21 protein-coding genes are annotated in these 23,565 nt (G+C 72.7%); 16 read left to right on the top strand and 5 right to left on the bottom strand.

The annotated features are described in order from the left end of the window. Positions 1–38 precede the first annotated feature (38 nt). On the top strand, positions 39–1,223 hold the full coding sequence (locus AB0L45_RS27805) for a spermidine/putrescine ABC transporter substrate-binding protein (RefSeq protein WP_365844601.1): 1,185 nt from the start codon (positions 39–41) through the stop codon (positions 1,221–1,223). A gap of 106 nt (positions 1,224–1,329) precedes the next feature. Here the strand turns inward: AB0L45_RS27805 and AB0L45_RS27800 are convergent, their stop codons facing one another. Then, complete coding sequence (locus AB0L45_RS27800; protein ID WP_365844598.1) at positions 1,330–2,280, bottom strand: hypothetical protein; 951 nt, start codon at positions 2,278–2,280, stop codon at positions 1,330–1,332. Positions 2,281–2,498: 218 nt separating this feature from the next. On the opposite strand from AB0L45_RS27800, the gene AB0L45_RS27795 reads away from it, so the two are divergent. Then, entirely contained in the window at positions 2,499–3,032 is a 534-nt protein-coding gene (locus AB0L45_RS27795; protein WP_365844596.1) for an HXXEE domain-containing protein, read from the top strand. Positions 3,033–3,053: 21 nt separating this feature from the next. Here AB0L45_RS27795 and AB0L45_RS27790 read toward each other — a convergent pair whose 3' ends face one another. Continuing rightward, entirely contained in the window at positions 3,054–3,740 is a 687-nt protein-coding gene (locus AB0L45_RS27790) for a glycerophosphodiester phosphodiesterase (RefSeq protein WP_365844594.1), read from the bottom strand. A 26-nt stretch (positions 3,741–3,766) separates the two neighbouring features. Further along, the gene (locus AB0L45_RS27785; RefSeq protein WP_365844592.1) at positions 3,767–4,789 is read right to left on the bottom strand and encodes an adenosine deaminase; all 1,023 of its coding nucleotides are present in this window, start codon (positions 4,787–4,789) and stop codon (positions 3,767–3,769) included. Positions 4,790–5,609: 820 nt separating this feature from the next. Between AB0L45_RS27785 and AB0L45_RS27780 the strand changes: the two genes are divergently transcribed. Further along, positions 5,610–6,233, top strand: a complete 624-nt coding sequence (locus AB0L45_RS27780) for a DUF4190 domain-containing protein (protein WP_365844590.1) — start codon at positions 5,610–5,612, stop codon at positions 6,231–6,233. 87 nt (positions 6,234–6,320) lie between these two features. On the opposite strand, the gene AB0L45_RS27775 is transcribed toward AB0L45_RS27780, so the two are convergent. Next, positions 6,321–7,016 carry an NADAR family protein gene (locus tag AB0L45_RS27775; RefSeq protein ID WP_365844588.1) on the bottom strand — a complete coding sequence of 232 codons (696 nt, stop codon included), beginning with the start codon at positions 7,014–7,016 and terminating at the stop codon, positions 6,321–6,323. Between the two features lie 232 nt (positions 7,017–7,248). Between AB0L45_RS27775 and AB0L45_RS27770 the strand changes: the two genes are divergently transcribed. The 13 genes from AB0L45_RS27770 to AB0L45_RS27710 all read left to right on the top strand — a co-directional run bounded on the left by AB0L45_RS27770 (position 7,249) and on the right by AB0L45_RS27710 (position 22,353). Then, the gene (locus tag AB0L45_RS27770; RefSeq protein WP_365844586.1) at positions 7,249–8,766 is read left to right on the top strand and encodes a gamma-aminobutyraldehyde dehydrogenase; all 1,518 of its coding nucleotides are present in this window, start codon (positions 7,249–7,251) and stop codon (positions 8,764–8,766) included. Positions 8,767–8,862: 96 nt separating this feature from the next. Beyond that, a complete protein-coding gene (locus AB0L45_RS27765; RefSeq protein WP_365844584.1) occupies positions 8,863–10,110 on the top strand; it encodes a spermidine/putrescine ABC transporter substrate-binding protein in 1,248 nt (415 codons plus the stop codon). A gap of 117 nt (positions 10,111–10,227) precedes the next feature. After that, positions 10,228–11,376 carry an ABC transporter ATP-binding protein gene (locus AB0L45_RS27760; RefSeq protein WP_365844582.1) on the top strand — a complete coding sequence of 383 codons (1,149 nt, stop codon included), beginning with the start codon at positions 10,228–10,230 and terminating at the stop codon, positions 11,374–11,376. Beyond that, the gene (locus tag AB0L45_RS27755; RefSeq protein ID WP_365844580.1) at positions 11,373–12,305 is read left to right on the top strand and encodes an ABC transporter permease; all 933 of its coding nucleotides are present in this window, start codon (positions 11,373–11,375) and stop codon (positions 12,303–12,305) included. Before AB0L45_RS27760 ends, AB0L45_RS27755 begins: the two co-directional genes overlap by 4 nt. Next, positions 12,305–13,099: an ABC transporter permease gene (locus tag AB0L45_RS27750; RefSeq protein WP_365844578.1), complete on the top strand. Its 795-nt coding sequence runs from the start codon at positions 12,305–12,307 to the stop codon at positions 13,097–13,099. The genes AB0L45_RS27755 and AB0L45_RS27750 overlap by 1 nt, the downstream gene beginning before the upstream one ends. Before the next feature lie 5 nt (positions 13,100–13,104). Then, on the top strand, positions 13,105–14,520 hold the full coding sequence (locus AB0L45_RS27745) for an FAD-dependent oxidoreductase (RefSeq protein ID WP_365844576.1): 1,416 nt from the start codon (positions 13,105–13,107) through the stop codon (positions 14,518–14,520). Between the two features lie 328 nt (positions 14,521–14,848). After that, a complete protein-coding gene (locus AB0L45_RS27740) occupies positions 14,849–15,301 on the top strand; it encodes a hypothetical protein (protein ID WP_365844574.1) in 453 nt (150 codons plus the stop codon). A gap of 180 nt (positions 15,302–15,481) precedes the next feature. After that, a complete protein-coding gene (locus AB0L45_RS27735) occupies positions 15,482–16,501 on the top strand; it encodes a helix-turn-helix domain-containing protein (RefSeq protein WP_365844572.1) in 1,020 nt (339 codons plus the stop codon). A 105-nt stretch (positions 16,502–16,606) separates the two neighbouring features. Beyond that, the gene (locus tag AB0L45_RS27730) at positions 16,607–17,665 is read left to right on the top strand and encodes a glucose-1-phosphate thymidylyltransferase (protein ID WP_365844570.1); all 1,059 of its coding nucleotides are present in this window, start codon (positions 16,607–16,609) and stop codon (positions 17,663–17,665) included. Next, the gene (rfbB, locus tag AB0L45_RS27725) at positions 17,662–18,642 is read left to right on the top strand and encodes a dTDP-glucose 4,6-dehydratase (RefSeq protein WP_365844568.1); all 981 of its coding nucleotides are present in this window, start codon (positions 17,662–17,664) and stop codon (positions 18,640–18,642) included. Before AB0L45_RS27730 ends, rfbB begins: the two co-directional genes overlap by 4 nt. Beyond that, the gene (locus AB0L45_RS27720) at positions 18,639–19,751 is read left to right on the top strand and encodes a DegT/DnrJ/EryC1/StrS family aminotransferase (RefSeq protein ID WP_365844566.1); all 1,113 of its coding nucleotides are present in this window, start codon (positions 18,639–18,641) and stop codon (positions 19,749–19,751) included. Before rfbB ends, AB0L45_RS27720 begins: the two co-directional genes overlap by 4 nt. 41 nt (positions 19,752–19,792) lie before the next feature. Continuing rightward, on the top strand, positions 19,793–21,130 hold the full coding sequence (locus AB0L45_RS27715; protein ID WP_365844564.1) for an NDP-hexose 2,3-dehydratase family protein: 1,338 nt from the start codon (positions 19,793–19,795) through the stop codon (positions 21,128–21,130). Then, the gene (locus tag AB0L45_RS27710) at positions 21,127–22,353 is read left to right on the top strand and encodes a class I SAM-dependent methyltransferase (protein WP_365844562.1); all 1,227 of its coding nucleotides are present in this window, start codon (positions 21,127–21,129) and stop codon (positions 22,351–22,353) included. Before AB0L45_RS27715 ends, AB0L45_RS27710 begins: the two co-directional genes overlap by 4 nt. A gap of 57 nt (positions 22,354–22,410) precedes the next feature. On the opposite strand, the gene AB0L45_RS27705 is transcribed toward AB0L45_RS27710, so the two are convergent. After that, positions 22,411–23,541, bottom strand: coding sequence for a nucleotide disphospho-sugar-binding domain-containing protein (locus AB0L45_RS27705; protein WP_365844560.1), 1,131 nt, complete (start codon positions 23,539–23,541; stop codon positions 22,411–22,413). Between the last annotated feature and the right edge of the window lie 24 nt (positions 23,542–23,565).

Raw genomic sequence — 23,565 nt, 5'->3', positions numbered from 1 at the left:
CTTGCCGCCGCTGCCCATGACGCGTGAAAGTGCTCGCCATGGCTGAACTTTCGCGGCGTTCGCTGCTACGGAGCACGGTCGGTACGGGGGCGGCCGGGGCGCTGGCCCTGCTGGCGGCCGGATGCGGGGTGCCCGCCGCGTACGTCGGCCCGGCCGACCGCGCCGCCCCGGACCGCTCGGCCCGGGACAAGCGCCTGACCTTCGCCAACTGGCCGCTCTACATCGACGTGGACGAGCACGACAAGCAGCGGCGGCCGACGCTGGAGGCGTTCGAGCAGCGCACCGGCATCTCGGTGACGTACACCGAGGAGATCAACGACAACGACGAGTTCTTCGGGAAGATCAGCCCCGCGCTGATGAACCACCAGCCGACCGGCCGCGATCTGATCGTCATCAGCGACTGGATGTGCGGCCGGTACGTACGCCTGGGCTGGGTGCAGGAGATGGACCGGTCCCGGCAGCCGAACGTCGCGCGCCATCTCGACCCGCTGCTGCGCGCCCCGCACTTCGACCCCGGGCGCAAGCACAGCGTCCCCTGGCAGTCGGGCATCACCGGCATCGCGTACAACCGCAGGAAGCTCGGCCGGGAGATCCGGCACACCGCGGACCTGTGGCGGGACGACCTGCGCGGACGGGTGACGCTGCTGTCCGGGCTGGACGAGTCCTTCGCCATGCTCATGCAGGGCGACGGCGTGGACATCACACGCTGGACGGAGAGCGACTTCTACCGGATGACGGGCCGGATTCGCCGCCTGGTGGAGAAGAAGCACATCCGGCGCTTCACCGGCAACGACTACATCAAGGACCTGGCCTCGGGCGACGTGCTGGCGGCCCAGGCGTACTCGGGTGATGTCATCCAGCTCAAGGAGGACAACCCGGACATCGAGTTCGTGGTGCCGCAGGAGGGCGCCGAACTCTGGGCGGAGAGCCTGATGATTCCCGACCGCGCGGAGCACAAGCGCAACGCGGAACGGCTGATCGACTTCTACTACCAGCCGGAGATCGCCGCCGAGCTGGCCGTCTGGGTCAATTACGTCTGCCCGGTGCCGGCCGCGCGGGACGTCCTCGCCTCCTCCAAGGACGAGGAACGCGCCGCGCTGGCCGAGGACCCGCTGGTCTTCCCGGACGGCCCCATGCGCCAGCGGCTGGCCATCGCCCGCGACATCACCTCCAAGGAACGCCCGGCGTTCGCCAAGGAGTGGAACGGCCTCGTGGGGCTGTGAGGCGGTGGGCTGTCGCGCGGTGCAACGGAGCGTGCTCGGTGGACGTGCTCGGCGGAGCGTGCCCCGTGCGACGTCGTTGCGTGGGGCAGGCTCTGCCCGCTGCCGTTCAGCGAAGTGTGCTGTGCGTGACGGCGTCCTCCAAGGCCGTACGGAGCCGGTCGTACGTGGGGGCCAGCCGGCGTAGTCCCGCTTCCAGTGCGCGGTCGTCCTTCGAGACGACAGGGTGCTGCAGGCCGCCGACGATGCGGGCCTGTTCGGTCAGCAGGGCGGCCGGGGCGGTCAGGCCCAACGGGGCCAGGCATGCCGCCGCGTCGTTGAGGCGGCGGGCGCCGAGCCGGACGGCGAACGTCCCGAGCAGGTCGCGGGTCGCGGGCGGCAGGCCGCCCTCGGCGACCCGATCCGCCAGCGCCTCGACCGCGGCGGCGCCGCCCAGCGTGCCGGGCGGGACCGGCAGGTCGTCGCGGCCGGCCAGCCACCGTACGGCGCCGGGGAGCGACTGCCGCAGGGCGTCCGCCGGGTCGACGGCCCGCTCTCGTACGAAGGCGGAGCGCATCACGTACGGGGCGTCGGCGTACGGCACCGACTCCGCGCGCCAGGCGGCGGCGAATGCCGGGGCGGGGAGCGTCGCGTACGGGTGGCCGTGCGGGTCGTGGAGGAGGACGGTGCCGTTCTCGACCGCGAGGACCACCACGTAGTGGTCGGCGCCGATCGCCGCCCCGGAGCCGGGCTGGTACAGCAGCAGGCCCATCTCCAGCGGGCCGGCCAGGACGGGGCCGTCGGCGCAGGCGGCACGCAGCCGCGCAAGCGCCTCGTCCTGGGTGCCGCCCGAACTGCGGACACAGCGCAGGCCGAGCGCCGGCACGGCGGCGTCCAGGCCGGCTTCCGGATCCCAGCCGTACGGGTCGAAGAACGGCAGGGTGCCGCCGATGAGCTGTACGCCGAAGGGCGAGCCGGTGAGGGTTTCGATGACGGCGGCCGGCGGGGCGGCGTCGGGGGCGAGCATCATCGCCAGGGAATGGGTGTAGCAGTACGGGCCGGAGCCGGTGTAGGTGGGCATGGGTGTCCTTGGTCGTAGGAAGAGGTGCCGTAGGAGGAGGCGCAGGAAGGGGGGGCGAAGGGAGCGGGAGAGGACGGGGCGCGGGCGAGTGGGCGCTCGGTATCCGCCGCCGGGTGTCTCTCAGTGGACGGCTTGACACGGGGAGAAGGTCAAGTGCGTTCGTGTTCGTAAGTGGCCGGGTGCGAGCGGGATTTGGGTGCGTGCCAGACTCGGCGGTCATGTCGAGGACCACAGAGGGCTTGAGCCCTGCCGTCACGTTCGGACTGCTCGCCGCCTGGGCGTTGCATGACGCGGAGGAGGTGGCTTTCGGGCCGCGCTGGATCCGTAAGAGCCTGCCGGAACTGCGGGAACGTTTCCCCAGGGCACCGGAGCGCCTCTGGAAGGCACTGGAAGGCGTCGACCAGCGGGAGTTCACGGTCGCGGTGGGCGCCATGGCGGTGATCGTGGCCGCCGCCTCCGCGCAGGGCCACCGCACCGGCGGCCGCTCGGCCTTCTTCCAGGGCGCGGTGGACGGGTTCGGGCTGCACGGCCTGGTGCACCTCGCGCAGGCCGCCGCCGTACGCGGCTACACGCCCGGCTCCGTCACCTCGCCGCTGATCGTCGTTCCGTACGCCGTGTGGGCGCGCGGCAGGCTGCGGCGCGCGGGACGCCTGCGGCCGGCGGACGTCCGCGGCGCGGTGAGCGGGCTGGCCGTGGCCGGAGCCGCCACGGCGCTGTCCCACTACGTCGCACGGCGGCTGGTGCGGCGCTGAGCCGGACGGGGCCGGTACGCCTCAGAGCACCGCGCGTACGGCGGCCACCCGGTTGGTCGTGACGGCGTCGACACCCGCATGCCGGAGGCGGCGCGCGGTGCGGGGCCTGTCGGTGGTCCAGGCGGCGACCAGGTAACCGTCACCGTGGGCCCGTTCGACCAGATCACGGGTGATCAGGCCGAAGTGGTAGTTCAGCCAGCGGGGACGGATGCGGGCCAGCAGTTCGGCACGGGGCGGGGCCGACCGGCGCCAGGACAGGGCGAGCTCGGCGGCCGGGTCGGCGGCACGGACGGCCAGCATGGCCGACCCGCCGCCGCAGTAGTACACGCGGCCGGCGGCACCCGAATCGCGGACCTCGCCCACGGCGGCCTGTGCGGCCGTGGGGTCGGGGAGGTCCACGAGGGTGCGGGCGGACGGGTACTCGGCCGTGAGGGCGAGCGCGTCGCGCAGCGTGGGGACGCCGCCCGCCGTGGCCTCGTCCAGCCGGGAGTGGGTGAGCGAGGAGAGCCGGCGGTCATGGCCCCACAGGCGTTCCAGCGTCGCGTCATGCAGCAGGACCGGTACGCGGTCGGCGGTCAGCCGTACGTCGACCTCGACCGCGTCGGCGCCCGCTTCGAGCGCGGCACGGAGCGAGGCCAGGGTGTTCTCACGGTGGTCGTACGGGGCGCCGCGGTGACCGATGACCGCGACCCGTCCGGCCGCGGGCACGGGGCCGGCGGTGCGGCCCGTCGGCCTCACCGTGGCCACGCCGCGGTGTACTCGTCGATCTCCGCGGTCAGCGCCGCCTTGGCGGCGGCATCCATGAACGAGGCCTCGACGGCGTTCTTGGCCAGCGCGGCGACCCCGGCCGCGTCGAGGTCCAGCAGGCGGGCGGCGACGCCGTACTCCAGGCACAGATCGGTGCCGAACATCGGCGGGTCGTCGCTGTTGATCGTCACCAGGACACCCGCGTCGACCATCTCCTTCAGCGGGTGCTCGTCGAGGGTGCGCACGGCGCGGGTGGCGATGTTCGAGGTCGGGCAGACCTCCAGCGGGATGCGGTGCTCGGCGAGGTGGGCCAGCAGCTTCGGGTCCTGCACGGAGCTGGTGCCGTGGCCGATCCGCTCGGCGCGCAGGTCGGTGAGCGCTTCCCAGACGGTCTGCGGGCCGGTGGTCTCGCCGGCGTGCGGGACCGAGTGCAGGCCCGCGGCGATGGCGCGGTCGAAGTACGGCTTGAACTGCGAGCGCGGCACGCCGATCTCCGGGCCGCCGAGCCCGAACGAGACCAGGCCCTCGGGGCGCAGGTCGCAGGCGATCCGTGCGGTCTCCTCGGCCGCTTCCAGCCCGGCCTCACCGGGAATGTCGAAGCACCAGCGCAGCACCACGCCCAGCTCGGTCTCCGCTGCCCGCCGCGCGTCCTCGATGGCCTCGACGAAGGCCTCGTCGGGGATGCCGCGGCGCACCGAGCTGTACGGGGTGACGGTCAGTTCGGCGTAGCGGATGTTCTGCCGCGCCATGTCGCGGGCGACCTCGTACGTCAGCAGCCGGACATCGGTGGCGTCCCGGATGAGGTCCACGACGGAGAGGTAGACCTGGATGAAGTGGGCGAAGTCGCGGAACGTGAAGTAGTCGGTCAGCGCCTCGGGATCGGTGGGGACCGCGGAGTCCGGATGGCGGGCGGCGAGCTGGGAGACGATACGCGGCGACGCCGATCCGACGTGGTGAACATGCAGCTCCGCCTTGGGGAGTCCGGCGATGAAGGCGTCAAGATCGGACAACGGTTCCTCCTGGGCGGCGGCGAGCTGGACGTGGTGCGGACGGTGGCCATCGTATGCGGGGCCCTCTGTCCCGAACGGTGCAGGTCCGGACGGAACAGTGCAGGTCTTAGCATGGTCGGACAGTGATTGCGGGGGGAATGTGGGGGTGTCGATGTCCGACAGTCAGCAGCCTGCGCCGCGCGACCCGTGGGCGCCGCCGGAGCACCGGGCGCCGCTGGCCGCGCCGCCGGCGGACGCGCCGACGGCAGGCGGTCGGGTGGCGGACGAGCGGGCGGGCGGCGGGTCGGCGGGTACCGGGGCAGTGCAGGCCGAGTCGACGAAGGCCGGGTCGGGCGGCCCGGGGGATTCGCGTGGGGCGGGCGTTCAGGGCGGGGCGAGCATTCAGGGCGAAGCGAGCGTTCAGCGTGGGGCGAGCGTTTCGGGTCGGTCGGATGCCGTCAGCCAGCCCGATGCCTTGACCAAGGCGGATGACCAGGGCAAGACGGATGACCGGGGCAAGCCGGACGCTCTGAGCAAGCCGGATGCTCTGAAAGCGCCGGACACCCCCAGCACACCCGATGCCCCGGGCAAGCCGGACGCTCTGACCAAGGCAGATCCTCCGAGCGGACCGGCGGCCCCGACTGAGCCGACGGCCTCCAACGAACCGGCACCCTCCAACGAACCGGCACCCTCCAGCACACCGGCACCCTCCAGCACACCGGCGCCCCTCAGCACGCCGGCATCTCCCAGCGCACCGAATACCCCCGCCGGCCGTTACGACGTTCCGCCGCCGCCTCCCGCTCCGGACCTGGCGCATGCGTTCGCGCCGCCCGGATCCGGCGTGCCGCCGATACCCGGTGGCGGGGCGGCACCGTACGGCAGCCCCGCTCCCGGCGGCTGGGGCGGCGCTCCGTACCCGGGCGGCCGCCCGGGGGAGCAGCTGCCGCCCGGCTACCAGCCGTACTGGATGCCTGCCGCGCCGAACAACGGGTTCGGCACCGCCGCTCTCGTGCTCGGCATCATCGGCGCCACGCTCTCCTTCACCATCGTCTTCGGGTTCCTCTTCGGTGCGCTCGCGATCGTTTTCGGCGCCGTCGGGCGGATGAAGGCGTCCAGGAAGGAGGCGGACAACGGCGGCAGCGCGCTGGCCGGGATCATTCTGGGCGGTGTGGGGATCCTGCTGAGCGTGCTCATGGTCGGGTTCGTCGTGGTGGCGAACGCGACGTACGAGGAAGATGACGGCCCGTGGGATCCCGGTTACTCCGATGACTCGGGCTCCGGCGGCTCGACCTCTGGAGGTTCCACCTCCGGCGGCTCCCGTTCCGACGACGAGCCGGACACGTACGAGGCCGCGCCCGCCCCCGGGCCGGGCATCTACGAAGCCGCACCCGTGTCCGCGGCCGACCCGACCGCTGCCCCCAGCTTCTCGCCGTCCGCCCGCGGCCGGCTCGTCACCCTCACCTGATCCCGGCCTGCCCCTCGCCTGATCCCGGCCTGACCCTCGCCCGTAAGCCCTCAACAGCTCCACCCGCCGGCCGTCCGCCGAACTCGGTCAGCCCTCCGCGGACGCCGCCCCCGCCGCCAGCCGCTGCCGGGCCTCCATCAGGGCGAAGCCGAGCAGGTTCAGCCCGCGCCAGCGCGCCGGGTCCTGAGCGCGGTCGTCGTCGGCGGCCAGTCCGATGCCCCATATACGGTCCAGCGGGCTGGCCTCGACGAGGACGCGGGAGCCTGTGCCGAGGAGGTAGTCGCGCAGGGCAGGGTCCTGGCCGAACTTGTGGACGTTGCCGTCGACCACGTACGCGAAGCGGTGGCGCTCCCACTGCGCGCCGTCGAAGCCGCGCACCGAGCGGCCGGCGTCCTTCGCCTGCTTCGGGTGGGTGGCGGATATCGCCCGCCGCTCCGCTTCCTGGTCGCCGAACAACCGGGCCTTGCAGGCCATCATCCAGTGCTCCGCGGTGGCGTACCGCACGCCGTCGACCGTGAACGGGGCGGGCCACCACTGGCTGAAGCAGCTCGCGCCGAGCTGCCCGTCACGGCGTGGCGTGTGGCCCCAGAACCAGACGTATGTGTACCGCTTGCCGGCGGCCGTCGCCGCCGTCAGCTCCGCAACCGACCGCGGCCCGTCGGCGCCGGCGGGCGCCACCCCCACCGCGCCCGTCCCGGCCGTTCCAGCGCCTGCCCCGGCCGCCCCGGCGCCTGCCGCCGTCTCCGGCGCGTCCACCGGCGTACCGCTTCCTGGCTCGTTCATCCCCGTGCCCCCCGTGCTGTCGTGCATCATGCCGGGATTCTGTCAGCCGGCACTGACAACGTGTCGGGGTATTTCGCGACGGAAATCGCAGAATCCGTCGCGTAACCAAAAGGCAACAACGGAATCCCTTGTTGGGGACCTGTCCCTCTGTCAAGATCAGCCATCGATTCCGGAAAGAGCTACGCATGGGTGTGCCGCCGAGCGGCCCCGGCGTCCGGCGGAGGAGAGCACCATGGTTCAGCGATTCGACGTGAACGAACGATTCGCCGAGGGCGCGCAGTACCTCGCCGGCGAGCTCCGGGAGGGCACTTCCGGCCGGACCCAGCAGGTGGTCGATCCGGCCACCGGCGAGCAGGTGTACAGCTACCGGCTGGCCTCGACGGCGGACGTGGACACGGCCGTACGGGCCGCTCAGGACGCCTTCCCCGGGTGGGCGGGTGCGACCCCGGGCGAGCGCTCCGACGCCCTGCACCGTTTCGCCGCCGTACTCGGCGAGCGGGCCGGTGAGCTGGCGTACGCCGAGTCGCTGCAGTGCGGCAAGCCGGTCAAGCTCAGCGCGGAGTTCGACGTACCGGGTTCGGTGGACAACGCCGCCTTCTTCGCGGGCGCCGCGCGCCATCTGGAGGGCAGGTCGGCGGGCGAGTACAGCCCCGACCACACGTCCGTGATCCGCCGTGAGCCGATCGGCGTCGTCGGCTCCATCGCGCCGTGGAACTACCCGCTGCAGATGGCGGCCTGGAAGGTGCTGCCGGCCATCGCGGCAGGCAACACGATCGTCCTCAAACCTGCCGAGATCACTCCGCTGACATCGGTGATGTTCGCGCAGGCGGCCACCGAGGCGGGCATTCCGGACGGCGTGCTCAACATCGTCTCGGGCGCGGGCCGGGAGGCCGGCGAGCACCTGGTCGCCCACCCCGGGGTCGCCATGACCTCCTTCACCGGCTCCACGGCGGTCGGCAAGCGGGTCGCCGAGATCGCCACCAGTACCGTCAAGCGGCTGCACCTCGAACTCGGCGGCAAGGCCCCGTTCGTGGTCTTCGACGACGCGGACCTGGACGCCGCGGTGCATGGCGCGGTGGCCGGCGCGCTGATCAACTCCGGGCAGGACTGCACCGCCGCCACCCGCGCCTACGTGCAGCGCCCGCTGTACGACGCGTTCGTCAGCGGCGTCGCCGACCTGATGGCGACCGTACGGCTCGGCGACCCGTTCGACCCCGCCACCGACCTCGGGCCGCTCATCTCGCACACCCAGCGCGACCGGGTCGCCGGCTTCGTCGAACGCGCCCGGTCGTACGCCACCGTCGTCACCGGCGGCGAGGCCCCGCAGGGCGACCTGGCCAAGGGCGCGTACTACCGCCCCACGCTCATCACGGGCGCCGCGCAGGACAGCGAGGCCGTACAGCGTGAGATCTTCGGGCCGGTACTGGTCGTGCTGCCCTTCGACAGCGACGACGAGGGCATCGCGCTGGCCAACGACACCCCGTACGGCCTCGCGGCCTCCGCATGGAGCCGGGACGTGTACCGCACCGGCCGCGCCACGCGCGAGATCAAGGCGGGCTGCGTCTGGGTCAACGACCACATCCCGATCCTCAGCGAGATGCCGCACGGCGGGTACAAGGCCAGCGGCTTCGGCAAGGACATGTCGGTGTACTCCTTCGAGGAGTACACGCAGGTCAAGCACGTCATGTACGACAACACCGGAGTGGCCAGGAAGGACTGGCACCGGACCGTCTTCGGGGACCGCGCCTGAGGCACCGGCGCCGACGCAAGGCGGCAGCCGCCGCACGGCCGCACCGGCTCAGACGCAGGATCTGAGCACCGGGCTCATCCTGAAAGGGCACCGTGTATGGAGGACGTTCAGCAGCCCGGGAGCCTGTCCCCGCCCGAACTGGCCGCCGTACGGCGCAGTCTCACCGACGGGCGGATGGCCATGACCCGGCGGTCGCTGCTGCGCGCGAGCGCGGCGGGGGTGCTCGCGGCCGGCGGGCTGGGCGCGCTGTCGGCCTGCGGCATCCCGCCCGCGGGCCGTACGGACGGCGGACGGTCCGTGGACCACTCCGCACAGGAGAAACGTCTCGTCTTCTCCAACTGGACGGAGTACCTGGACGTCAGCGACGACGGCAAGCGCCGGCCGACCCTGGACGCCTTCACCCGCCGCACCGGGATCGCGGTGAAGTACACCGAGGACATCAACGACAACGACGAGTTCTTCGGCAAGATCCAGGCGCAGCTGGCGGCGGGTCAGGACACCGGCCGGGACCTGATCGTGCTCACCGACTGGATGTGCGGGCGAATGATCCAGCTGGGCTGGGTCCAGAAGCTGGACCAGGCCGCCCTGCCCCATGCGCAGGCCCACCTCTCGCCCCAGTTCCGCGATCCGGACTGGGATCCGGGCCGCGTCCACTCCTACCCCTGGACGGGCATCCCGGCGGTCGTCGCGTACAACGCGAAGGCCACCGGAGGCCGTACGGTCGACTCCGTCAGCCAGCTGCTGGATGACCCGCGCCTCAAAGGGCGGGTCGGATTCCTCTCCGAGATGCGCGACAGTGTCGGACTGACGCTCCTGGACATGGGCAAGCGCCCGGAGGACTGCACGGGTGACGACTTCGACGCCGCGATCGCGCGGCTCCAGGAGGGCGTGGACAGCAAGCAGATCCGGCGCTTCACCGGCAACGACTACATCAACGACCTCAGCAAGGGGGACCTCGCGGCCTGTGTGGCCTGGGCCGGGGACGTCGTCCAGCTCCAGCACGACAACCCGGACATCAAGTACGCCGTGCCGCGCGCCGGCTACATGACGTCCACGGACAATCTGCTGGTGCCGAACGGGGCCCGGCACAAGAAGAACGCCGAGCGCCTCATCGATTACTGCTACGAGCCGAAGGTGGCGGCGCGGATCGCGGCGTACATCACCTACGTGTGCCCGGTCGACGGCGTACGGGAGGAACTGGCGAGAATCGATCCGGACCTGGCGGCGAACCCGCTGATCCTCCCCGACCGGGAGATGGCCGCCCGGTCGCACGCCTTCCGCGCCCTCAGCGCCGGGGAGAGCAAGGACTTCGCCCAGAAGTTCGCCGACCTCACCGGCGCCTGAGACCGGCCCGGAACCGGCCGGAAACCGGTTCGGAACCGGCCCGGCACAGCGAAGAACGCCGCCCGGCAGCCGGCCACGTACCGGCCCGCGCCCGCCCTCCGACCCACGGGACCACCCATGACACAGACCTCCGGCGGCGACGTCCGCCTCTCCGGGATCAGCAAGACCTACGGCTCCTTCACCGCCGTCCACCCGCTCGACCTGACGGTGCCGGCGGGCTCCTTCTTCGCGCTGCTGGGCGCCTCCGGCTGCGGCAAGACCACCACCCTGCGCATGATCGCGGGCCTGGAGGACCCGTCCGCCGGCACCGTCGAGCTGGACGGCAAGGACGTGACCGCGCTGCCCCCGTACAAGCGCCCGGTCAACACGGTCTTCCAGAACTACGCGCTCTTCCCGCATCTGGACATCTTCGAGAACATCGCGTTCGGCCTGCGCCGCCGCGGCATCAAGTCCGTGAAGAAACAGGTCGAGGAAATGCTCGACCTGGTCGAACTCGGGCCGATGGCGCGCCGTAAACCGCAGCAGCTCTCCGGCGGCCAGCAGCAGCGCGTCGCGGTCGCCCGTGCCCTGATCAACCATCCGCGGGTGCTCCTCCTGGACGAGCCGCTGGGCGCCCTCGACCTCAAGCTGCGCCGCCAGATGCAGCTGGAACTCAAACGCATCCAGACCGAGGTCGGCATCACCTTCGTGCACGTCACCCACGACCAGGAGGAGGCCATGACCATGGCCGACACGGTCGCGGTGATGAACGGCGGCCGGGTCGAGCAGCTCGGCGCCCCCGCCGATCTGTACGAGAACCCCGGCACCACCTTCGTCGCCAACTTCCTGGGCACCTCCAACCTCATCGAGGCCGAGGTGGTGACGGCCGGCGGCGACGACCTGGTGCTCACCGCGGGCGGCAGCAAGCTCCGGCTGCCCGCCGCGCGATGTCGCGCCACGCCCCGTGCGGGCGGCACGGTGCTGGCAGGCGTCCGGCCGGAGAAGATCAGCCTTACGCACGCCGACGACGCGGGCGGCATCGCCGAGGGCCGCAACCGGCTCCCCGGCCGTATCGAACACGCCGGGTTCCTCGGCGTCAGCACGCAGTACGTCATCGAGTCCCCGGGCGCCGGACGCCTCGCCGTCTACGAGCAGAACGTCGAACGCGACGCGCGCATGGTGCCCGGCGCGGAGGTCATCCTGCACTGGAACCCCGCGCACACCTTCGGCCTGGACGCCTCCCAGGACATCGAGGCCGGCGCGGACACCGCCGAGGAGGCGGCGTGACGACGACCACCGAAGCACCGCCGCCACCCGCCTCCGAGGACGTGCCGGAGGTCCGCAAGCGCGCCGTGCGCAAGCGCCTCGTCCCGTACTGGCTGCTGCTTCCCGGCATCCTGTGGCTGGTCGTCTTCTTCGCCGCCCCGTTGGTCTACCAGGCGTCCACGTCCGTCCAGACCGGCTCCCTCGAAGAGGGCTTCAAGGTCACCTGGCACTTCGCCACCTACGGGGACGCGCTCGGCGAGTACTGGCCGCAGTTCCTGCGCTCCGTCGGTTACGCGGCCACCGCGACCGTGCTCTGCCTGGTGCTGGGCTATCCGCTCGCCTACCTCATCGCCTTCAAGGCGGGCCGCTGGCGCAACGTCGTGATGGTGCTGGTCATCGCCCCGTTCTTCACCAGCTTCCTGATCCGCACGCTGGCCTGGAAGACGATCCTGGCGGACGGCGGCCCCGTGGTCGGCGTCCTGAACGCGCTGCACGTCCTGGACGTGACGAGCTGGCTGGGGCTGACCGAGGGACAGCGGGTGCTGGCCACGCCGCTGGCGGTGGTCTGCGGCCTGACGTACAACTTCCTGCCGTTCATGGTGCTGCCGCTGTACACCTCGCTGGAGCGCATCGACCCGCGGCTGCATGAGGCCGCCGGCGACCTGTACGCCCGCCCCGTCACCACCTTCCGCCGGGTGACCTTCCCGCTGTCCATGCCGGGCGTGGTGGCCGGCACGCTGCTGACCTTCATCCCCGCGGCGGGCGACTACATCAACGCCGAACTGCTCGGCTCCACCGACCAGAAGATGATCGGCAACGTCATCCAGTCGCAGTTCCTGCGCGTCCTGGACTACCCGACCGCCGCCGCGCTCTCCTTCATCCTCATGGCGGCCATCCTCGCCATGGTCACGTTCTACATCCGTAAGTCCGGGACGGAGGACCTGGTCTGATGGCCGTGCTCCGGTGGCTGCGCCGCCACCTCGTCGTGCTCGCGGGCCTCGGTACGCTCGCCTACCTGATCCTGCCCAACCTCGTCGTCCTGGTCTTCTCCTTCAACAAGCCCAACGGCCGCTTCAACTATGCGTGGCAGCGCTTCTCGGCGGACGCCTGGGCCGACCCGTGCGGCGTCGCCGACCTGTGCGGATCGCTGGGCCTGAGCCTGCGGATCGCCGTCTGGGCGACGGTCGGCGCCACCGTACTGGGCACCATGATCGCCTTCGCGCTGGCCCGCTACCGCTTCCGCGCCCGCCCCGCCGTCAACACCCTGATCTTCCTGCCGATGGCGATGCCCGAGGTGGTGATGGCCGCCTCGCTGGCCACCCTGTTCCTCAACATGGGCATCCGGTTCGGGTTCTGGACGATCCTGATCGCGCACATCATGTTCTGTCTGAGTTTTGTCGTCACGGCGGTCAAGGCCCGCGTGATGAGCATGGACCCGCGCCTGGAACAGGCGGCCCAGGACCTCTACGCGTCCCCCGCACAGACGTTCCTGCGCGTGACCCTGCCGATCGCGGCACCCGGCATCGCGGCCGGCGCACTGCTCTCCTTCGCGCTGTCCTTCGACGACTTCATCATCACGAACTTCAACGCCGGCTCCACTGTGACGTTCCCCATGTTCGTCTGGGGATCGGCGCAACGGGGCACGCCCGTTCAGATCAATGTCATCGGAACGGCGATGTTCCTCATCGCCGTGCTCTGCGTCCTGGGAGGGCAGCTGCTCTCCGGACGCCGGAAGAGGAGCTGAGAACCATGGCACGAGCTGCCATGAGCACCCCCGCCCACGCCCTCGCGGACGCCGCACCGGTCTCCTTCTGGCTGGACGACCCCGACCGCCCCGCCGCCCTCCCCGCCCTCGTCGGCGACGAACGCACCGACCTGCTCGTCGTCGGCGGCGGCTACTCCGGCCTGTGGACCGCGCTGATCGCCAAGGAACGCGACCCCGCACGCGACGTCGTCCTCGTGGAGGGCCAGGAGGTCGGCTGGGCCGCGTCCGGCCGCAACGGAGGCTTCTGCGCCGCCTCCCTGACCCACGGCCTCGGCAACGGCCTGGAGCGCTGGCCGGACGAGCTGGGAAAACTGGAGCAACTCGGCGCCCGCAACCTGGACGCCATCGAGGACGCCGTCGCCCGCCACGGCATCGACTGCGCCTTCGAGCGCACCGGCGAGATCGATGTCGCCACCGAACCCCATCAGGTCGCCGAACTGAAGGAGGGCGCCGAGCTGGCCGCCCGGCTGGGCCTGCCGGACATCACCTTCCTCGACCGCGAGGCGCTGCGCGCCGAGGTCGACTCCCCGACCTTCCTGGCCGGCCTCTGGAACCGTACGGGCGTCGCCATGCTGAACCCCGCCCGTCTCGCATGGGGCCTGAAGCGGGCCTGCCTGGACCTGGGCGTACGGATCTACGAGCACACGCCCGCCACCGCCCTGGCCGCCGACGGCGTGGGCATGGCCGCCCGCACCCCGTACGGCCGGGTCTTCGCCCGCCGGGTCGCGCTCGGCACCAACGTCTTCCCGTCCCTGGTGCGCCGTGTCCGCCCGTACGTCGTGCCGGTCTACGACCACGCGCTGATGACCGAGCCGCTCTCCGCCGACCAGCGGGCCGCCATCGGCTGGCAGGGCCGCCAGGGCCTGTCCGACAGCAACCACCACTTCCACTACTTCCGCCTGACCGCCGACCACCGCATCCTGTGGGGCGGTTACGACGCCGTGTACCGCTTCGGCGCGTCGGTCCGCGCCGAGTACGACCACCGCCCGGCGACGTACGAGAAGCTGGCCCGGCACTTCTTCCAGTGCTTCCCCCAACTGGAAGGCCTGCGCTTCACGCACGCATGGGGCGGCGCCATCGACACCTGCTCGCGCTTCTCCGCCTTCTTCGGCACCGCGCACGCCGGCCGGGTCGCCTACGCCGCCGGATACACGGGCCTGGGCGTGGGCGCCACGCGCTTCGGCGCCGAGGTCATGCTCGACCTCCTGGCGGGGGAGCGGACCGAGCGCACCGAACTGGAAATGGTCCGCAAGAAGCCACTGCCGTTCCCCCCGGAACCGCTGCGCTGGGCCGGAATCGGCCTGACACAGTGGTCGATGACCCGAGCCGACACCCACGGCGGCCGCCGCAACCTGTGGCTGCGCGCGATGGACAAGGCGGGGCTCGGATTCGACAGCTGAGGAGCCCGGGCCGGGAGCCTGGCGCGCAAGCGGCCCTTCCCGGCCCGCCTCCGGACCGTCCCCGGCCCGCCTCCGGACCGTCCCCGGCCCGCCTCCGGACTGTCCTCGGCCCGCCTCCGGCCCTTCCCCGGCCCGTATCGTCCCCGGCTGTTTCCCGCAGTCTGCGGGCACGCCCGCACCGCGCGCCTCGTGCCCCCGTACACCACCTCGCGCCCCCGACTGCTTCCGTCTTCCGTGAAAAACCCCGGCAAACCCGTGTAAGGATGCCGCCTCCGCTGCCTCTCACCGGGCGGACAGCGGTCCGAGCGGACCGCGGAAGCGAGGAGACATGGACGCCGCGGGGGCCAAGAACGCAGTGGAGTGGCTGGTGACGGCGGCAGCGGACCCGGACACCTGTCGGTGGGAGTGGGAGCGCAACCCCCTCGGGGTCGCGCTGCTCCCGGCCGGGAGGCTCTGGGACGTGCTGATCGTGCCCGGCGCGCTGGGACGGCCGACCCTGGACGTACTGACCCGTGTGCTCGACCTGCCGGGGCCGGTCCTCGCCGACTTCGGCGACACCCGTACGGGATTCTTCGTACCGCCGGGTACGGCGGCGCGCTGGCTCGGTACGGGCGTGCGCGGCGCGGGTGACGGCAGCTGGATCGTGGTGCCGTACCCGGGACGGGCGACGGGCGGGGTGCGCTGGCTGGTCGTCCCGGACGGCACGGGCCGGCTCACCGAACCGGCGGTGCTCGAACTGGCGATGCACGAGGCCGCCGCGGGACTCGGCGGGGGCCGGTGAGGAACCCGGGGCGGTGGCGCCGTGAGACAGGCCACAGCCGCGCTTTTCCCGGCCCGGCGTTGAGTCCTGCGGGCCCCCGGATCCGTGGTCCCGGGTGGGGCGCCCGCGGGGCTCCCCGGCGGGCCGGGCGCGTGGGGCGCCCGCCGCCCGGACCAGGTGCCGCATTTCAGGGGGAGCGACATGCGCACGTCGGAGCACGTTCTGGGACGGCTGGGCGTCGAACCGGCAACGGAATCGGTCTACCGCGCCCTGCTGGCGCAACCGCACGCCACACCGGCCGAATTGGCGGCGCGTACGGGAATGACCGCACAGGAGGCCGAGCGGTCGCTGGACCGGCTGACCGGCCTCGCGCTGGCGCGCCCTTCGGCGGAGCGTCCCGGACGGCTGTACGCGGTGAGCCCGCGCCTGGGCATGGACATCCTGCTCGCCCGGCAGCAGGCCGAACTCGCCGCGCAGCAGCAGCGCGTGGAGGAGAGCCGGGCGGCGGCCGCCCGGCTCGTCTCCGAATTCGCCACGCATCAGCATTCCGCCGCCGATCACGGAGTGTTCCGGATGGCGGGCGCCGACCGGATCGGCGACCACCTGAGGGAACTGGGTGCCCTGGCCGAGGAGGAATTGCAGGTGTTCGCCGCCGGGCAGCCCTGTGCCTTTCCCGGACTTCCCGCTTTTCGGCCGCTGTACGAGGAACCGCTCGCGCGCGGCGTACGGGTACGCACCGTCTGCCTCGACAGCGCCCGGCACGACCCGGCGGCCGTGGCCCACGCCGAGTGGCTGGCGTCGGCCGGCGCGGACGTCCGTACCGCCGCCGTACTGCCCACCCGTATGGCCGTCGCCGACCGGCACGCCGCGCTCGTCTTCACCGGCGGGGAAGGCCCGGCGGAAGCCGCCGTCGCCGTACGGGTGCCCGGCGTCGTGACCGCGCTGAGCACGCTGTTCGACGCCGTGTGGGCAGCGGCCGAACGGCTCGGCCCGCCGCCGTCCCGGCGCGTCGCGGACGGCTTCACCCGGCAGCACCTGGCCGCGCTGCAGCTGCTCGCCGAGGGCCACACGGACGCCACCGTCGCCCGGCGGCTGGGCGTCTCGGCCCGGACGGCGCGCCGCATCGCCACCGACGCGATGACGGGAATGAAAGCGCGCAGCCGCTTCCAGGCGGGGGTGCTCGCCGCCCAGCTGGGTTATCTGCCGGCGCCGTCCGCCTGACGGGCGGTGCACCGCGGGCCGGCTCGTGGACCGAAAGGGACACGGCCGGTTCGGTCCACCGGCCGCGTCTTTTCCCCTGCCGCGGCCGGTCCGAGACTCCTTTCCATGAAAGCTCTGGTGTTGTCCGGCGGGACGGGAACCCGTCTTCGCCCGTTCACTTACTCGATGCCCAAGCAATTGATCCCGATTGCGGGCAAGCCGGTCCTGCGGCACGTCCTGGAAAACATCCGGGAACTGGATGTCACGGATATCGGCATCGTCACCGGCGCCCGGGACCGGCACATCACAGCGGCCCTCGGCGACGGTTCGGACCTCGGCATACGGCTCACTTATCTGCGCCAGGAACAGCCCTTGGGCCTGGCGCACTGCGTGGCCCTCGGCCGGGAATTCCTCGGCGCGGAGGATTTCGTGCTGTACCTCGGCGACACCATGCTGCCCGAAGGCGTCGGCGCCCTCGCGGCGGAATTCGCGGCCCGCCGGCCGGCCGCGCAGCTGGCCGTCCAGAAGGTTTCCGACCCGCGCCGGTTCGGTGTCGCCGAACTGGAGGCCGACGGCGCGGTGACGCGGGTGACGGAGAAGCCGGACCGGCCGCGCAGCGACCTCGCGCTGGTCGGCGTCTACTTCTTCACCGCCGCGATCCACCGCGCGGTGGACGCGATCGGGCCGGCGCCGCGCGGTGAACTGGAGATCACCGATGCCGTGCAGTGGCTGATCACCGCCGGCGCCGAGGTCCGGGCGGGGGAGTACGGCGGTTACTGGCGCGACACCGGCCGCGTCGAGGACGTCCTCGCGTGCAACCGCAGGCTGCTGGAGGGCGTCCGGCCCGTGACGGCGGGCACCGTGGACGCCGCGAGCCGGCTGTCCGGGCCCGTCGTGGTCGAGGCCGGGGCGCGGGTGACCCGTTCGTGGATCGAGGGCCCGGCGCTGGTCGGCGCGGGCACCGTCGTCGAGGACAGCCGCATCGGCCCGTACACCTCCCTCGGCCGCGACTGCGTGCTGCGCCGGGCCGGACTGGCGGACTCCATCACCCTGGACGGCGTCACCATCGACCGGGTCGGCGGCCTGTACGGCTCGCTGATCGGCCGCGCCGCCCATATCGGGCCCGGCGACGGCCGGCACCGGCTGGTGGTGGGCGACGACACCCGCATCGAGGTGGCCGCGTGAGGCTTCTGGTCACCGGCGGCGCCGGGTTCATCGGCTCGCACTACGTCCGTACCCTCCTCGGCGGCGGCTTCGGGGAACGGGGCGACGCGGACACCCGCGTCACCGTGCTGGACCTGCTCACCTACGCCGGGAACCGGGCCTCCCTGCCCGCCCGGCACGCCCGCCTGGACTTCGTGCACGGCGACATCTGCGACCTGCCGCTGCTGCTCGCACTGCTGCCCGGCCACGACGCCGTCCTGCACTTCGCGGCCGAGTCGCACGTCGACCGTTCACTCGCCCAGGACACCGCACCCGACTTCGTCCGCACCAACGTCCTCGGCACCCAGACACTCCTCGACGCCTGCCTGCGCACCGGCGTCTCCCGGGTGGTGCACATCTCCACCGACGAGGTGTACGGCTCCATCGAGCGCGGCGCGTGGACCGAGGACCAGCCGGTGGCGCCGCGTTCCCCGTACGCGGCGTCCAAGGCGGCCGCCGACCTGTTCGCGCTGGCCTGCCACCACAGCCACGGCCTGGACGTGTCGGTCACCCGCTGCTGCAACAACTACGGGCCGTACCAGCACCCCGAAAAGCTCGTCCCGCGCTTCGTGACCCACCTCCTGGAGGGCCGCGAACTGCCCCTGTACGGCGACGGCGGCAACGTCCGCGAATGGCTGCACGTCGACGACCATTGCCGGGCCCTCCACCGGGTCCTCCACCACGGCAGGGCCGGCGAGATCTACCACGTGGGCGACGGCACCGCCCGCACCAACCTCGCGCTGACCGGCGAACTGCTGCGGCTGTGCGGCGCCGACTGGTCCAGCGTCCGCCGGGTGCCCGACCGCAAGGGCCACGACCGGCGCTACGCGCTCGACGCGACCAAGATCCGCGCGGAGCTGGGGCACCGCCCGCGCACCGACTTCGGCCGCGGCCTGGCCGACACCGTCGCCTGGTACCGCGACAACCCCGGCTGGTGGAAGGAGGCGGCACACCGATGACCACCCGAGTGTGGGACTACCTGGCCGAGTACGAGGAGGAACGGGCGGACGTGCTCGACGCCGTCGACACGGTCTTCCGCTCCGGGCAACTGGTGCTCGGCGCCAGCGTGCGCGGGTTCGAGGCCGAGTACGCGGCCTGGCACGGCACCGCGCACTGCGTGGGCGTCGACAACGGCACCAACGCCGTCACCCTCGCCCTCCAGGCCCTCGGCATCCGCCCCGGCGACGAGGTGGTGACGGTCTCCAACACCGCGGCGCCCACCGTGCTGGCCGTCGACGCGGCCGGCGCCGTCCCCGTCTTCGTCGACGTGCACCCCGGCACGTACCTGATGGACACCGAGCAGGCCGCGGCGGCCGTGACCGAGCGCACCCGCGCGCTGCTGCCCGTGCACCTCTACGGACAGTGCGTGGACATGGCACCCCTGCGGACCCTCGCCGGGGCGCACGGCCTGGCCCTGCTGGAAGACTGCGCGCAGGCGCACGGCGCGCGGCACCACGGCCGCCTCGCGGGAACCCTCGGTGACGCGGCGGCATTCTCCTTCTACCCGACCAAGGTCCTCGGCGCGTACGGCGACGGCGGCGCGGTCCTCACGCCGTACGCGCATGTCGACGCAGCGCTCAGACGGCTGCGCTACTACGGCATGGCGGAGCGCTACTACGTCGTCCGCACCCCCGGCCACAACAGCCGGCTCGACGAGGTGCACGCCGAGATCCTGCGCCGCAAACTGCGCCGCCTGGACCGCTACATCGCCGCACGGCGCGCGGTGGCCCGGCGCTACGAGGAGGCGCTGGCCGGCAGCGGCCTGGTGCTGCCCGCCACGGCCCCCGGCAACGAGCACGTGTACTACGTGTACGTCGTCCGCCACCCCGAACGGGACCGCATCCTGCGGGCTCTCAAGGAGCGCCACGACATCGCACTCACCATCAGTTACCCGTGGCCCGTGCACACCATGACCGGTTTCGCCCACCTGGGCCGCCCCAGGGGACCGCTGCCCGTCACCGAGGCACTGGCCGGTGAGATCTTCTCGCTGCCGATGTACCCGTCGCTGCCGCGCGGCGTGCAGGACAAGGTGATCGACGCGCTGCTCGGCGTACTGGAGGAGCTGTGACGCGTACCTCCGCACGCGTAACGTCCGCGTCCGTCGCGCCCGTGGCCCCCCGCCCGGCGGACCGCACGGCTCCCGCCCTGCCCGGCGGCCTCGGCCGCTGGTTCGCCGAGACCGGCGAGCGTACGTACACCCGGACCCGGCGCATCGCGCTGGACGCCCTGGAAGGCTGGCACACCGACGCCCGCACCGGTGATCTCGTCCACGACCGGGGCGCGTTCTTCACCGTCCGGGGCCTGGCCGTGTCGGCGCCCGACGGCCCGGTACCGCACTGGGCGCAACCCATCCTCGACCAGCCCGAGACCGGCATCCTGGGCCTGCTCGTCAAGGACTTCGGCGGCCGGCCGCACGTCCTCGTGCAGGCCAAGCCCGAGCCGGGCAACGCGGGCGGCCTCCAGCTCGCACCGACCGTCCAGGCCACCCGTTCCAACTTCACCCGGGCACACGGCGGCCGGCCGGTGCCCTACCTGCGCCACTTCCGGAACCCGCCGCCCCGCCGGCTGATCGCGGACGTACGCCAGTCGGAGCAGGGCGCCTGGTTCTACCGCAAACGCAACCGCAACATGATCGTGCGCACGACGGAGGACGTCGAGGTACTGCCGGGGCACCGCTGGATGACACTGCCCCAGGTCCACGCGCTGCTCGCGGCCGGTGACGTGGTGAACATGGACGCCAGGAGCGTGCTGGCCTGCCTGCCCCCGCCGCCGGGGCCCACGGGCCGCGCGCTGCACTCCGGGCCGGAGATCCTGCGCTGGCTCACCGACGTCCGCAGCCGCACCGGGCTGCGCACCCGCCCCGTACCGCTGCGCGGACTGCCGGGCTGGCACCGCACCGAGTACGCCGTCAGCCACGACGGCGGCCGCTTCTTCGACATCGTCGCGGTCGAGGTGCGCGCCGGCGGCCGGGAGGTACGGCGCTGGACCCAGCCCATGCTGCGCCCGCGCGGAACCGGCGTCATCGCCTTCCTGCTCACCCGCGTCGACGGCGTGCCGCACGTCCTGGTGCACGCCGCCGCCGAACCGGGCGGCGTGGACGAGGCCGAGCTGACCGCGACCGTGTGCTGCACCCCGGAGAACTACGACGTGCTGCCGCCCGGGGCCCGCCCGCACTTCCTGGACGAGGTCCTGAACGCGCCACCGGAACGGGTGCTCTTCGACGCCCTCCTCTCCGAGGAGGGCGGCCGCTTCCACCACGCCCTCAACCGCTACCTGATCGTGGCGGTGGACGGGCCCGGGACGTACGAGGCCACGGGCGACCACCGGTGGGTGACGCCCCGCCAGCTCGGCGCCCTGCTGCGGCACAGCCACTACGTGACCGTCCAGGCCCGCACCCTGCTCACCTGCCTGCGCAGCCTGGCCGGCCCGGACGGGAGGCCGGAATGACCGTACCGAGCTGCCGGATCTGCGGCACACCGCTGCACACCTTCCTCGACCTCGGGCACCACCCGCTGTCCTCGGCCTTCCCGGCCCCCGCCGAGCCCCTGGCCGGGGCGTGCGACGCGTTCCGCTACCGGCTCGCTGTCGGGCACTGCGAGCGCTGCGCCCTCGTCCAGCTCACCGACGACGTCCCGCACGAGCGCCGCCCGTACGAGGGCTACCCGTACCACTCGTCCGGCTCGGCGACGATGCGCGAGCACTTCCGCGCGACGGGGCGGCGCCTGCTCCGTACCGAACTGCGCGGCCACCGTGCCGCCTTCGCCGTCGAGATCGGCTGTACGGACGGCGTCGTGCTGCGGACGCTGGCGGACGCCGGTGTGCGCCCCCTCGCCTTCGAACCGTCCGGCCGCTGCGGCTACGGCGGCGCACGGGTGCACCGCGCCTTCCTGACCGCCGCCTCGGCCCGCGAGGTCGTCGCCACCGAAGGCCGGGCCCGGGTCGTGTACGCCGCCAACACCGTCTGCGACGTCGCCGACCTGCCGGAACTCTTCGCGGGCCTGGACGAACTCCTGGCGGCCGACGGCGTCTTCGTCTTCGAGGACCCGTACTTCGGTGAAATCGTCGGGCGTACCGCCTTCGACCAGTTCTACGACGAGCACCGCTGCTACTTCACCGCGACCTCCGTACGGGCCCTGGCCGAACGGTTCGGATTCCGGCTCGTCGGCATCGAACGGCTGCCGGTCCACGGCGGCCAGCTCCGCTACACCCTGGCCCGCGCCGGCCGCCGCGCCCCCGCCCCGGCCGTCGCGGACATCCTGGCCGAGGAGGAGGCCCGGGGACTGACGGACCCGGCGGTCCTGGCCGCCTTCGCGGACCGGGTGGACCGGGTACGCAGGGACCTGGTGGCCCTCCTCGAAGAGCTGCGCGCCGCGGGCCGCACCGTCGCCGGCTACGCGGCCACGGCCAAGAGCTGCACGGTGACCACCTACTGCGGCCTCGGTCCGCACCTGGTCCCGTACGTCTGCGACTCCACCCCGGCCAAGCAGGGCAGGCTGACCCCCGGCGCCCGCATCCCGGTCCGCCCGCCTGCCGCCTTCGGCGCGCCCTACCCGGACCACGCGCTGCTGTTCGCGTGGAACCACGCGGCGGAGATCATGGCCAGGGAACAGGCGTTCCGGGCCGCGGGCGGGCGCTGGATCCTGTACGTCCCGGAGGTGCACGTGGTGTGAGGGCGGGGCGTGCGGGCGGGGTGCCGGGCCGCACCAGGCACGGCGCCCCGCCCGCCGTCACCGCGCCAGCTTCTCCAGCCGTGGCACGACGGCGGCGGGGGAGGGCAGGGCCGCCGTCTCGGCGCGCACCTCGGCCGCCGCGGCCGGCATGTCCTCGTCCGCGAGCAGGCGGCGCAGCAGGCCGGCGTCGACCTCCTCCGGGGTGCTGACCATGCCGACGCCCCGTGCGCACAGGATCCGCGCCACCTCGAAGTCGTCGGCGCCGCCCGGCAGCACCAGGTGACGGACGCCCGCGCCGAGCCCGGCCAGCGTGGTGCCGTTGCCGCCGTGGTGGATCATCGCGGTGCAGGTCGCCAGCAGCGCGGTCAGCGGCAGCCAGCCCTCGGCCCGTACGTTGGCGGGCAGGTCACCCAGTTCGCGGGGGTCGGCGTCGCCGAGCGCCAGGACGAACTCGGCGTCCACCGCGCCGGCCGCCCGGACCACGGTACGCAGCTCGCCGACACCGTTCAGCTGCGGGCGCAGCGTGCCGAGGGTGACCGCGACCCGGGGCCGCGCCGGGCGGCCCAGCAGCCAGGGCGGCAGTACCGCGCCGGTGGTGTACGGAAGCGCGCGCATGGGCCAGCCGCCCAGGTCGTACGTGGCGATGCTGGGCGGCCGGGTGTCGATCGTCGCGGCGGCCGGGGGCCGTCCGGTCAGGCCGTGGCGCCGGTACGCGGCGGCCAGCCACGGGCCGAACCGGTCGCTGATCCGGCGGAAGTGGTGGCAGCTGATGCTGTGCTCGACCGCAGGCACCCCGAGCACGGCCGCCACCAGCGGCCCCGCGCCCTGGAGTTCGGTGTACAGGACGAGGTCCGGCCGCCACGCCCGGGCGACCTCGACGGTCCGCTCCACGGTGGCCTCGGAGGTCCTGGCGAAGAGTTCGGCCGCCAGCGTGACGGCCTCGGGCGAGTCCGTACGGAACCGGTCGAACGTCATCCGCCGTTCGGCCAGCAGTCGCCCGAAGATCTCCTCGGTGTCGGCGTGGGGCGCGGAGTCGAAGGCGTGCAGTCCGGCGCGCGCCACGTGTTCGCCGGAGGCGCCGGGGGTCGCGAACAGGACGTCGTGCCCCGCGGCGCGCAGCGCCTGCGCCAGCGCGATGGGCGGGAAGACGTGCCCCGCTCCGTGGGACGTGGTCACCAGGACGCGCATCGGTCGGCTCTCCCTCTCTCGTAC

Source organism: Streptomyces sp. NPDC052496, from assembly GCF_040679095.1.
Taxonomy (GTDB): Bacteria; Actinomycetota; Actinomycetes; order Streptomycetales; family Streptomycetaceae; genus Streptomyces.
Note: the sequence above shows the minus strand (reverse complement) of the source record. Positions and strands in the feature narration are given on the sequence as shown.

What these genes read in the sequence shown, in the direction of transcription:
- AB0L45_RS27730 (WP_365844570.1), top strand. Translation starts at nt 16,607, where the DNA reads ATGAAAGCTCTGGTGTTGTCCGGCGGGACGGGAACCCGTCTTCGCCCG.
- AB0L45_RS27720 (WP_365844566.1), top strand. Translation starts at nt 18,639, where the DNA reads ATGACCACCCGAGTGTGGGACTACCTGGCCGAGTACGAGGAGGAACGG.
- AB0L45_RS27765 (WP_365844584.1), top strand. Translation starts at nt 8,863, where the DNA reads ATGGAGGACGTTCAGCAGCCCGGGAGCCTGTCCCCGCCCGAACTGGCC.
- AB0L45_RS27770 (WP_365844586.1), top strand. Translation starts at nt 7,249, where the DNA reads ATGGTTCAGCGATTCGACGTGAACGAACGATTCGCCGAGGGCGCGCAG.
- AB0L45_RS27760 (WP_365844582.1), top strand. Translation starts at nt 10,228, where the DNA reads ATGACACAGACCTCCGGCGGCGACGTCCGCCTCTCCGGGATCAGCAAG.
- AB0L45_RS27800 (WP_365844598.1), bottom strand. Translation starts at nt 2,280, where the DNA reads ATGCCCACCTACACCGGCTCCGGCCCGTACTGCTACACCCATTCCCTG.
- AB0L45_RS27710 (WP_365844562.1), top strand. Translation starts at nt 21,127, where the DNA reads ATGACCGTACCGAGCTGCCGGATCTGCGGCACACCGCTGCACACCTTC.
- AB0L45_RS27750 (WP_365844578.1), top strand. Translation starts at nt 12,305, where the DNA reads ATGGCCGTGCTCCGGTGGCTGCGCCGCCACCTCGTCGTGCTCGCGGGC.
- AB0L45_RS27705 (WP_365844560.1), bottom strand. Translation starts at nt 23,541, where the DNA reads ATGCGCGTCCTGGTGACCACGTCCCACGGAGCGGGGCACGTCTTCCCG.
- AB0L45_RS27805 (WP_365844601.1), top strand. Translation starts at nt 39, where the DNA reads ATGGCTGAACTTTCGCGGCGTTCGCTGCTACGGAGCACGGTCGGTACG.
- AB0L45_RS27735 (WP_365844572.1), top strand. Translation starts at nt 15,482, where the DNA reads ATGCGCACGTCGGAGCACGTTCTGGGACGGCTGGGCGTCGAACCGGCA.
- AB0L45_RS27795 (WP_365844596.1), top strand. Translation starts at nt 2,499, where the DNA reads ATGTCGAGGACCACAGAGGGCTTGAGCCCTGCCGTCACGTTCGGACTG.
- AB0L45_RS27775 (WP_365844588.1), bottom strand. Translation starts at nt 7,016, where the DNA reads ATGAACGAGCCAGGAAGCGGTACGCCGGTGGACGCGCCGGAGACGGCG.
- AB0L45_RS27740 (WP_365844574.1), top strand. Translation starts at nt 14,849, where the DNA reads ATGGACGCCGCGGGGGCCAAGAACGCAGTGGAGTGGCTGGTGACGGCG.
- AB0L45_RS27745 (WP_365844576.1), top strand. Translation starts at nt 13,105, where the DNA reads ATGGCACGAGCTGCCATGAGCACCCCCGCCCACGCCCTCGCGGACGCC.